Origin of the sequence: Sphingomonas sp. (assembly GCF_048594985.1) — a bacterium.
Lineage (GTDB): Bacteria > Pseudomonadota > Alphaproteobacteria > Sphingomonadales > Sphingomonadaceae > Sphingomonas_I.
This window is the reverse complement of sequence record NZ_JBMDXG010000226.1, coordinates 1-10,224: the sequence shown is the minus strand read 5'-3', so window position 1 is coordinate 10,224 and position 10,224 is coordinate 1. Positions and strand designations below refer to the sequence as shown.

Below are 10,224 nucleotides of genomic sequence, written 5' to 3'. Positions count from 1 at the left end.
GGAAAATTCGGGCATCAGCTCCGAAAACCTGCGCATGGGCAAGATCAGCCAGCAGGATTTCCGCAACCTCGCACGCGCGGCGGGCGAGCTGGAAAGCCTGCCGCTGGTCATCGACGACACGCCCGGCCTGACCATCGCCGCGCTGCGCACGCGCGCGCGCCGGCTCAAGCGCCAGCGCGGCATCGGCATGATCGTGGTCGATTACCTCCAGCTCCTGCAAGGATCGGGCAAGGCGTCGGACGGCAACCGCGTGCAGGAAATCTCCGAGATCAGCCGCGGCCTGAAGCAGCTGGCCAAGGAATTGTCGGTGCCGGTGCTGGCGCTGTCGCAGCTCAGCCGCGCGGTCGAAAGCCGAGAGTACAAGCGCCCGCAGCTGTCCGATCTGCGCGAATCGGGCTCGATCGAGCAGGACGCCGACATGGTCTGGTTCGTCTTCCGCGAGGAATATTACGTCGCCGCGCGCGAGCCCAAGCGGCCGGGCGAGGGCGACGACGCCAAGACCTTCGAGGCGCACGACCAGTGGATGCGCGACATGGAGCGCGCCTTCGGCATCTGCGAGTTGATCATCGCCAAGCAGCGCCACGGCGCCACCGGCAAGGTGAAGCTGAAGTTCGAGACCCGCATTACCAAGTTCAGCGATCTGGCGGACGACTACGCTTGAGCCGCATGACACCAATCCGTTCGTCCTGAGCGAAGTCGAAGGACGGGCCGCGCGCGGATCGTTCGGGGGCACGTGCTTCGACTTCGCCCAGCACGAACGGCGGGTAGTGCGCAGGGGCAGGACCGAAGGGCGCACGAACAGGCATCCACCGCAAGCCTCTTCCCTTCCGCGCGCGGGGGGCGCACCTAGGGCGCCTGTCCTTTCGGGAGCCCGTCTTGCGTTTCCTTGCGCCGCTTACCGCGATTGCCCTCGTCTTCGCCGCCCCCGCCGTCGCCGATCCCGTCCGGGTGCCGCCTTTGTCCTTCACGCAGCGCACGCTCGCCAACGGCCTGCGCGTCGTGTCGATGCCCGACACGAGCGGGACGACGGTTTCGGTCCAGGTCTGGTACGATGTCGGCGGCAAGGACGATCCCAGGGGGCGTTCGGGCTTCGCGCACCTGTTCGAACATCTGATGTTCAAGGCGACGCGCAACATGCCGGCGGGCATGTTCGATCGTTTGACCGAGGATGTCGGCGGCGCGAACAACGCCTCGACCGACGACGACTTCACCGAATATCACGAGGTCGCGCCCGCCAATCAGCTCGAACGGCTACTGTGGGCGGAATCCGAGCGGATGGGGTCGCTGGTGATCGACCAGGCCGCCTTCGCCGCCGAACGCGACGTGGTGAAGGAGGAACTGCGCGGCGACGCGGCGCGCCCCTATGACAGCCTGTTCCGCCTCTACGTGCCGGCCGCCAACTATACGAACTCGACCTATGCCCGCTCGCCGATCGGCAGCATCGCCGATCTCGACGCGGCGACCGTGGAGGACGTGCGCGCCTTCCACGCGCAATATTACCGGCCCGACAATGCCGTGCTGGTCGTGTCGGGCAATTACAAGCAGGCCGATCTCGACCGCTGGGTCGATCGCTACTTCGGCCCGCTCAGGAAGCCGGGCTGGGCCATCCCGCGCACCAGCGTGGCCGAGCCGGTGCGCACGCAGGCGCGCCGCCACGTCCTGAACGCGCCCGACACGCCGCTGCCCGCCGTGGTGATGACGTGGCAGCTTCCCCCCCGCAAGGATCCCGACCTCGCGGCCATCTCGATGATCGACGCGATCCTGTCGGGTGGCGAAAGCTCGCGGCTCTATCAGTCGCTCGTCTATCAGGATCGGATTGCGGCGGAGGCGGGCGTGATGGCCGATACCCGCAAGGGCACCGGCATGTTCACCGCGTACGCGGTCCTCGCCGGCGGCAAGAAGGTTGAGGATGCCGAGGCCGCGCTCCGCCGCGAGATCGGCCGCCTGCGCGACGCGCCGGTCCGGCCCGAGGAGCTCGATCGGGTCAAGAACCAGGTCATCACCTCCGCGCTCAAGTCGCGCGAGACCGCGCAGGGCCGCGCCTCGACCGTCGCGTCGGGCCTGATCCTGGAGGACGATCCGCACGCGTCGGACAAGATGCTGGCCGAGATCCAGGCGCTCACCGCCGCCGATATCCAGCGCGCCGCGCGCCGCTGGCTGCCCGACGACCGGACCGTCACGATCACCTATCTGTCCGCGCCCGAGGGGGCGAAGGCCGATGCGATCGCGGTCGGGCCGGGCGTGCGGCCCGCGCCGCTGGTGACGCCGCCCAACGTGCAGGTGGTTCAGGTCGCGAGCGAGGCCGAGCGGGTCCAGCCGCCCGCCGCCGGCCCCGCCGTGACGCCTGTCCTGCCCGCCATCGTCGAGCGCCGGCTGAAGAACGGGATGCGGCTGGTGGTGATCGAGCGGCGCGCGCTGCCGATCGTCACCGCCTACCTCGTCGCCAATGGTGGCTCCTCGACCGATCCCGATGGCCGCGCGGGCCTGGCCGAAATGACCGCCGACCTGCTGACCAAGGGCACGTCGCGGATGAACGCCACGCAGGTCGCGGCCGCGATCGAGGGGCTGGGCGGCGCGATCGGCGGGAGCGCCACGCGCGACGGCATGCTGCTGTCGCTGACGGTCAAGTCGGACGCGCTCGCGCCCGCCATGCGCCTCTTCGCCGATACCGCGACCGATCCCGCCTTTGCGCAGGAGGAGCTGGAACGCGGGCGGACGCAGGCGCTCGACGGGCTCAAGGTGGCGCTGTCATCGCCGGAATCGCTCGTGCCGATCGTCGCCTCGCGCGTCGTCTATGGCGATGGCCCCTATGGAAAGCCGGCCTCCGGCACGCCCGCCTCGCTCCGCGCGCTGACGCGGGAGGACATCGTCGCGGGCTATCGCGCGCGCTGGCGGCCCGATGCCGTCACCCTGGTGATGGCGGGCGACATCACGCCCGACGCGGCCGAGCAGACCGGTAATGCCATGTTCGCGAACTGGCGCGCGCCCGCGACGCCGGTCGCGCCGCTGCCCGCCGCAGGCGCGCCGGTCGCGCCGCGCACGGTGGTGGTCGATCTGCCGCAAACGCCGCAGGCGGCGGTGATGGTCGCGCGCGTGACGATCGATCGCAAGGATCCGCGCTACTACCCGATGCTCCTCGCCAATTCGGCGCTGGGCGGCGGGTTCAGCGCGCGCCTCAATCAGGAGGTGCGCGTCAAGCGCGGGCTCGCCTACGGCGCCAGTTCGGGCTTTCAGGCGCGCCGTGCGCCCGGGCCGCTGACCGCCTACACGCAGACCAAGAACGAAACCGTGCCCGAGGTGATCGATCTGATGCGCGGCGAGATGCGGCGCATGGGGACCGAGCCCGTTCCGGCCGCTGAGCTGGATGCGCGCAAGGCGTCTCTGCTGGGCGGCTTCGGCCGGCAGGTGGAGACGACCGACGGGCTGGCGGGCTATGCCGCCGGGCTGGTCCTGCAGGACGTGCCGCTCGACGAGATGAAGCGTTATTCGCCGGCCATCGCCGCCGTCACGCCGGCGCAGGTGCTCGACGTGTCGCGCCAGTTGATCGATCCGGCGGGAAGCAGCGTGATCGTCATCGGCAAGGCGGCGGACTTCCTGCCGCGCCTGCGACAGGCGGGCGCCGCGCCCGAAGTGGTGCCGATCGCCCAGCTCGACCTGGATAAGGTCGCGCTGAAATGATCAGGCGGACATGATCAGGCGAAGACGGGCCCGATCAGCTCGACGCTGACGACGACGATCGCCAGCCACAAGGCGAGCGACACGGAGACGATCAGCGCGACGCTGGCGCGCGGCGACCATTTCTCCTCGGGGATCGTCGCGACGCTGCGCGCGATCTGCTGCTGGAGCCGCAGCGCGGGGGAGGGGACGGCATCGACCTCGCTCGCGTCCACGGCGGCATGCGACCGGCGGGGGGGCAGCGGGATCGGCTGATAGTCTTCGCGAAGCTTACCCAACATAACGACCTCCAGAGGCGTCGGGATAGGTGGCTATCCTTTCCAGGATGCGCATGACGATGGTTTCGAAGACGGTAACCATCAGGCGATCGCGGTCCATGCCGCCGCAATCTCGCCCAGCATGGTGCGCGCCTCCGCCAGTGCCTCGGCCCGCGCGGGGCCGACGGTCGCGATTAGCCGGCGCCCCTCGCGATAGATCTTGCCGAGGTTCGCCGCGATCTCGCCGCCCTTCTGATAGTCGAGCGACGCTTCGAGCCCGTGGAGGATCGATGTGACGCGCGCCTGTGCCGCGTTGCGCCGCGCGAAATCGCCCGACGCCTCCGCCGCGCGCAGCGTCTCCAGCCCCTTCTGCAATTCGTCGAACAGGATCTGGACCAGGCCGTGCGGGCTCGCGCCCTCGACGCGCGCGGACACGTCGATGTCGCGATAGCGCGCGCCGGGCGCGGCATAACGGGATGGTGCTCCGAACATCAGTTCTGCCTTGTCCACATTGCGATCTGCTGGGTGAGGTAGCTCTGCGTGGCGCGCGACGCCGCGACGCGTGATTCCATGCGTGTGAAATTGGCGGTGAGCTGGTCCTTATAGGCCGTCTGCGCCGCCTCCAGCCGGTCGCGCGCCTCGCTCAGCCGCTTCTTGTCGCCGTCGAATTGGGTGCCGAGCGCGCCGAGCAGGCCGTCCGACCGCGTCATGGCGTCGCTGATCCCCTGCAGCGCGCCGCCCAGCCCCGCGTCGACGGTGATCGTCACGCTCGCGACATTGCCCATCGGCGTGACGATCAGCCCGCGCGCCGCCGTGGCGGAGGATGCGTAGAGCCGCCCGTCGCTCGCGGGCAGGCCGGGGCGTCCGTCGATCGTGCCGGATGCATTCCCGCCGCCGGTCGCCGCGACCAGATTGGTCAGCGTGTAGGTGCCGGGCTTGGTCGCGCCCATCGGGCTCGAAATCGTGACCAGCGGGCTCGACGCGCGCTGCTGCGGGTTGAACATCGCCTCGACGCTGTCGGGATGGTCCTTGAGCGCCGCCGCCAGCTTGGACGCGTCGACCGCCAGCGTCCCGTCGCGCCGGGTCGATACGCCGATCTCCGCCAGCGTCTGCGGCCCCGCGCCGGATTGCAGCGTGGTGGAGACGAGCTGGGCGAGCTGGCGCTCCATCGTCTTGATCGTGCCATGGCCGTAGAGCGCGCCCGCCGCGCCGCCGCCGCTTCCGGCCGAAGTGGCGGCGCTGATCTGCGCCTTGATCTCGTTATAGGCGTCGACGAAGTCGGTCACCGCCTGGGTGATCGCCTCGGTCGGGCGCCGGCTGCCGATCGTCACGTTCGTGCCGGGCTTGGCCCCCGTTAGCGTCAGGGTCACGCCCTCGATCAGGTCGTCGATCGTGTTGGACGGCCGCGCCATGTCGATGCCGTCGCGGCGAAGGATCGCGTCCTGCGCCGCCTGTGCCAGCGTCATCTCGTCGCCGCCGTCGCCATAGGTGAAGGTGGCGAGGGCGGGGTCGGCGCCCGCGTCGGCGGTGAGCGTGAAGGCGTTGGCGCTGCCCGATCCGCCCTTCAGCGCCAGGCGCGCGCCGTTCGCGTCGGTGACGACGGTGGCGGTCACGCCCGCGCCGGCCGCGTTGATCGCGCGGGCGAGGCCTGCGAGCGAATTGTTGCCGTCGTCGATCGTGATCGTCTTGGGGCTGCCGCCGACGCTCAACGTCATCGTGCCCTTGCCGATCGCCGCCGTGCTCGACGCGACGTGCGCGGACACGATCGATTGCGGCTGCGCGAGCTGGCGCACCTCGATCTGCGCGGACATCGCGCCGATCGACGCCCCGCTGCGCAGCGCCACCGTGGCGACGCTCGAGTCCGAGCTGGTCGGCTGCGTCTTGAGCGTACCGCCCCCGACCAACGTGTTGAGCGCGGTCGAGAAGGTCGACAGGCTGTTCCGCAGCGTCGCGAGCGTGCTGATCTTCGCGCTGTTCGCGGTCTCTTTCGCGGTCTGCGCCGCGATCTTGGGATCGTAGGTGGCCGAGACGAGCCCGTTCACCATCGTCGGGATGTCGATGCCGGAACCCACGCCCAGCGAGTTGGCGATCGATGTCATGGCTGCCTGCTCATTGCTGTCTGGAATAACGGCCGCCCACCGCCGTGCTTAAGCGCCGTTCGGTCACGACGTGGCCCGTCCATGCTCGTCGAAGCGCGCGGCGGCGGGCACGTCCACCGGCGGCTGGACGATGCCCTCGGCCATCGCGCGATCGAGGTTGAACACGAATGCCAGTACCGTCGCGACCGCGACGTACAGGTCCTCGCGGATGATCTCGCCCGGGCGGCTGGTGTAATAGAGCGCGCGGGTCAGCTGCGGATAGTTCAGCATCGGCACGGCGTGCGTATCGGCCAGCTCGCGGATCGCGGCGGCGACCTCGTCCTTGCCCTTGACCAGCAGCACCGGCGCCGCGTCGAAGCCGGGGCGATAGCGCAGCGCGACCGCGAAATGGGTCGGGTTGGTCAGCACCACGGTCGCTTCCTTGAGCGCCTTGCGCGCCGAGCTCGACAGGATCTGCCGCTGCTTGGCGCGGATGTGCCCCTTCATTTCCGGCGACCCCTCGGTCTCCTTATGCTCGTCGCGGATCTGCTGCTTGGTCATGCGCAGGCGCGCGGCGCGCTGGATCATCTGCATCGGCACGTCGATCCCGGCGATCGCCACCAATGCCACGCCCATCACCAACACCGCGAGCGTGAACACGGCGCCGATGTCGCCCAGCGCGGCGACGATGTCCTCGCGGCCGAGGCCGACGATGGTCGCGATGCGGTCCTTGAGCAGCCACCACGCGACCCCGCCCAGCAGCACGATCTTGGCGAGCGACTTGGCCAGCTCGATCAGTCCCTGCGGGCCGAAGATGCGGCGCAGGCCCGCCAGCGGATCGAGCTTGGCCGGCTTGAACCCGATCGCACCCCAGCGGAAGCCGAGCGAGCCGAGCAAAGCCGGCGTCCCGATCGCGGCGACCAACGTCAGCGCGAACAGCGTCGCGAGCGGCGCCACCACCGGCACGATCAGCCGCATCGCGGCGCGCGCCGGATCGAATCCGGCCACGTCGCCTGCCTGGATCGTCAGGCCGTCGGCCAGCAATCGTTCGAGGCTGCCGAGCATCCATGGGCCCCCCAGCGCTATCCACCCCGCGCCCGCCATCACCACCAACGCGGTGCCCAGCTCGCGCGACTGAAGCACGTCGCCCTGCTGCGCGGCCTCGCGCAGGCGTTTGCCGGTCGGGGCTTCTGTCTTCTCGTCGCGATCGGGCGTGTCGGCCATGGTGCGCGCTATCGCGCGACAGGGTTAACGATGCGTTAGGGGGCGCAGGGCGCGTGATGCGGAACGATCGTCAACGCCCGGACTCGGGTCTCGCCGGTATCCGCCAATTCGCTCGCTGGAGAGACGAAGATGTGAGACCATCACCGTCGTTCGCGAGTCGCCTCTGAAACTGGAGTTGCTTTATGTCGGACGAGAAAGATCAGCCTGAATCGCCCTCCGCCTCGATCGGAGTCATCTCTTCCGACGTGCAGTTCGATGATCCCGGGGTCGCGGGCGCCGTCTGCAAATATGGCGGTGTCGACTATTCCGAAGGATCGGTCGTTTCGATGGGCGGCGTCAATAAGGTTTGCAGATCGGGCAGTTGGGAATTTACGCTTTAGCTGTTCCTGCCCTGCCAAGGCGTCGTAGCGGCGATCATCCCCCGCCTCGGGCTCGGCTGCGGCCGGTTCCCGCCACGGTGGCGGGCGCGCCGCTCCCCCTAGCGATGGCCGCTGCCTAAGGCTCGGCTGGTTCCGCCGCGACGCAGCTTCCGTGATGCAGGTGCGTTGGCCTCTCCAAAGGAGATCATGATGGCCAGCAACATGCTCGGAATGCTCGTGGGGGCGGCGATCGATCGTCAGGACGGCGACAGCGGGATCAAGGGCGCGATCGGCGGCTATCTGGCGCAGGGCGCGCTCCGCGTGCTCCTGCCGATCGCGGTGACCTATGCGATCGGCTGGGGCGTGCAATATGGTGCGCGCCGGGCCCTGCTCGCGGTCACCGGCGACACCGATCTGGAAAAGGGCGCGGCCTCGCCCGACGCCGGCTGATCCGCGTCCCGCGCGCCGCCATTTTCCGCGAGCATATCGCGCCCGCCGCGCTTATGGGGCTTCGCTTTCGATAGAGCGAGGACGACAGAATGACGGGTCGGACGCTGACCGGCGTCGGTTGGCACTTCTCGGCCGCGCACCGTTCGGTGGACGATGTCCTGCACGGGCATACGTGGGAAGTCGTGGTGTGGGTCGCCGGTGGCGGGGACGCGGTCGCGCTGCAGGATCGGCTGCGCGCGGTGCTCGCCCCGCTCGATCATGGCGAGCTGCCGCGCGAATTGATCTGGGGCGAGGCGATCGCCGCATGGATCGCCGAACGGATGGCGGAAACCGGTCTCGACGTCGCCCAGGTCGACGTCTCGCGCGCCGCCGAGCGCATTTTCGCGCGCTGGATCGCCGGCTGAGGCTTGCGGCCGCGCGCGGCGGGGAGGAAAACGCACCATGACCCTGCCGCTCGATCACGTCCGCTCCGCGCTGTTCCTGCCCGCGTCCAATCCGCGCGCGATCGCCAAGGCGCGGACCTTGCCGGCCGACCTCGTCATCCTCGATCTGGAGGATGCCGTGCCTGACGCCGAGAAGGAAATCGCGCGCGCGGCGGCGGTCGCGGCGGCACGCGACTGGCCCGGCCTGCTCGCCATCCGCATCAACGGTTCGGACAGCCGCTGGCACGGCGCCGATCGAACGGCGGTCGCGCAATCGGGTGCCGACTTCGTCGTCTGGCCCAAGGTCGAACGGCCGGCCGAGCTCGACGCCGCGCCCAGGCCGGTGATCGCGATGATCGAAACGCCGGCGGGGGTCTATGCCGCGCGGGACATCGCCGCCACCGCGCGCGTGGCCGGCCTGATCGCCGGAACGAACGATCTGGCGGCGGCGCTCCGGCTGCCGGCGGGGCGGAACGGGCTGGCCTTGGCGTTCCAGGCGATCGTGCTGGCCGCGCGCGCGGCGCGGATCGCGGTGTTCGACGGCGTGTATAACGGGATCGACGATGCGGAGGGGTTCGCCGCCGACTGTCGCGCCGGCCGCCTGCTCGGCTTCGACGGCAAGGCGGTGATCCACCCCAACCAGGTCGATCCCGCCAACCGCCTGTTCGGCCCGTCCGAGGCCGAGGTGGCCGACGCGCGCGCGCTGATCGCCGCCGCGACCGGCGGCGCCGAGCGCTATGACGGCCGGATGATCGAGACGATGCACGTCGACAGCGCCCGGCGCGTGCTGGCCCGCGCCGGCGTGGCCTAGCGCGCGGGCGGTCCCCGGCCTATATGGCCGCGAATCCTTCTTCCCCCGCATCCTCGAGGATTCATGACCATCGAACTCGGCCTTACCTTCGACGACGTGCTCCTCCGGCCCGGCGCGTCCGACGTATTGCCGACCGACGCGGACACGCGCACGCACGTCACCCGCGCGATCAAGCTCAACATTCCCTTCCTGTCGGCGGCGATGGACACCGTCACCGAAGCCGACATGGCGATCGTGATGGCGCAGCTCGGCGGGATCGGCGTGCTCCACCGCAATCTCGACGTCGAGGAGCAGGCCGCCGCCGTCCGCGCGGTCAAGCGTTTCGAAAGCGGCATGGTCGTCAATCCGATCACGCTCACGCCCGATCAGACGCTGGCCGACGCGCGCGCGCTGATGCAGCGCCACCGCATCTCCGGCTTCCCGGTGGTCGAGGCGGGCGGCAAGCTGGTCGGCATCCTGACCCACCGCGAAATGCGCTTTGCCGAGCGGCCCGAGCTGCCGGTCGCCGAACTGATGACCTGCCAGAATCTCGCCACGGTCAAGACGGGCTTGAGCAGCGCCGAGGCGCAGCGCCTGCTGCACCAGCGCCGGATCGAGAAATTGCTGGTGGTGGACGAGGAGTATCGCTGCGTCGGCCTGATCACCGTCAAGGATATCGACACGGCGGTCACCTATCCGTCCGCCACGAAGGACGATGCCGGGCGCCTGCTCGTCGCGGCGGCGACCACGGTCGGCGACAAGGGCTATGCCCGCACCGAGGCGCTGGTCGACGCCGAATGCGACCTGATCGTGATCGACACCGCGCACGGCCACAATCGCGACGTCGCGCGCGCGGTCGAGCGGGTGAAGAAACTGTCGAACCGGGTCCAGGTGATCGCCGGCAATATCGCCACCGGCGATGCCGCGCAGGCGCTGATCGATGCTGGCGCGGATGGTCTGAAGGTCGGC

General features: G+C 69.6%; 10 protein-coding genes. 6 read left to right on the top strand and 4 right to left on the bottom strand.

Going from position 1 to position 10,224, the window contains the following annotated elements:
* Together ACOJSF_RS08995 and ACOJSF_RS08990 are read left to right on the top strand one after the other, a co-directional pair.
* Window positions 1-661 (top strand): DnaB-like helicase C-terminal domain-containing protein (locus ACOJSF_RS08995; RefSeq protein ID WP_420141875.1); only part of this gene is annotated, 661 nt, incomplete at its 5' end.
* Between the two features lie 215 nt (window positions 662-876).
* A complete protein-coding gene (locus tag ACOJSF_RS08990; RefSeq protein WP_420141874.1) occupies window positions 877-3,678 on the top strand; it encodes a M16 family metallopeptidase in 2,802 nt (933 codons plus the stop codon).
* Window positions 3,679-3,692: 14 nt separating this feature from the next.
* Here ACOJSF_RS08990 and ACOJSF_RS08985 read toward each other — a convergent pair whose 3' ends face one another.
* The 4 genes from ACOJSF_RS08985 to ACOJSF_RS08970 form a co-directional block, all read right to left on the bottom strand.
* Window positions 3,693-3,956, bottom strand: a complete 264-nt coding sequence (locus ACOJSF_RS08985; RefSeq protein ID WP_420141873.1) for a hypothetical protein — start codon at window positions 3,954-3,956, stop codon at window positions 3,693-3,695.
* A gap of 78 nt (window positions 3,957-4,034) precedes the next feature.
* On the bottom strand, window positions 4,035-4,442 hold the full coding sequence (gene fliS / locus ACOJSF_RS08980) for a flagellar export chaperone FliS (RefSeq protein WP_420141872.1): 408 nt from the start codon (window positions 4,440-4,442) through the stop codon (window positions 4,035-4,037).
* Complete coding sequence (gene fliD / locus ACOJSF_RS08975; protein ID WP_420141871.1) at window positions 4,424-6,031, bottom strand: flagellar filament capping protein FliD; 1,608 nt, start codon at window positions 6,029-6,031, stop codon at window positions 4,424-4,426. The genes fliS and fliD overlap by 19 nt, the downstream gene beginning before the upstream one ends.
* Window positions 6,032-6,094: 63 nt before the next feature.
* On the bottom strand, window positions 6,095-7,234 hold the full coding sequence (locus ACOJSF_RS08970) for an EscU/YscU/HrcU family type III secretion system export apparatus switch protein (RefSeq protein ID WP_420141870.1): 1,140 nt from the start codon (window positions 7,232-7,234) through the stop codon (window positions 6,095-6,097).
* Between the two features lie 566 nt (window positions 7,235-7,800).
* Between ACOJSF_RS08970 and ACOJSF_RS08965 the strand changes: the two genes are divergently transcribed.
* The 4 genes from ACOJSF_RS08965 to guaB form a co-directional block, all read left to right on the top strand.
* Window positions 7,801-8,043: a hypothetical protein gene (locus ACOJSF_RS08965; protein WP_420141869.1), complete on the top strand. Its 243-nt coding sequence runs from the start codon at window positions 7,801-7,803 to the stop codon at window positions 8,041-8,043.
* 89 nt (window positions 8,044-8,132) lie between these two features.
* Window positions 8,133-8,447, top strand: coding sequence for a 6-pyruvoyl trahydropterin synthase family protein (locus ACOJSF_RS08960; RefSeq protein ID WP_420141868.1), 315 nt, complete (start codon window positions 8,133-8,135; stop codon window positions 8,445-8,447).
* Between the two features lie 43 nt (window positions 8,448-8,490).
* Window positions 8,491-9,276, top strand: a complete 786-nt coding sequence (locus ACOJSF_RS08955) for an HpcH/HpaI aldolase/citrate lyase family protein (RefSeq protein WP_420141876.1) — start codon at window positions 8,491-8,493, stop codon at window positions 9,274-9,276.
* A 63-nt stretch (window positions 9,277-9,339) separates the two neighbouring features.
* A partial coding sequence (gene guaB, locus ACOJSF_RS08950) for an IMP dehydrogenase (RefSeq protein ID WP_420141867.1) occupies window positions 9,340-10,224 on the top strand: 885 nt, incomplete at its 3' end.

Excerpts from the sequence above, each read along its gene's own strand:
- ACOJSF_RS08985 (WP_420141873.1), bottom strand. The coding sequence starts at position 3,956 with ATGTTGGGTAAGCTTCGCGAAGACTATCAGCCGATCCCGCTGCCCCCC.
- fliD (WP_420141871.1), bottom strand. The coding sequence starts at position 6,031 with ATGACATCGATCGCCAACTCGCTGGGCGTGGGTTCCGGCATCGACATC.
- ACOJSF_RS08970 (WP_420141870.1), bottom strand. The coding sequence starts at position 7,234 with ATGGCCGACACGCCCGATCGCGACGAGAAGACAGAAGCCCCGACCGGC.
- ACOJSF_RS08965 (WP_420141869.1), top strand. The coding sequence starts at position 7,801 with ATGATGGCCAGCAACATGCTCGGAATGCTCGTGGGGGCGGCGATCGAT.
- ACOJSF_RS08960 (WP_420141868.1), top strand. The coding sequence starts at position 8,133 with ATGACGGGTCGGACGCTGACCGGCGTCGGTTGGCACTTCTCGGCCGCG.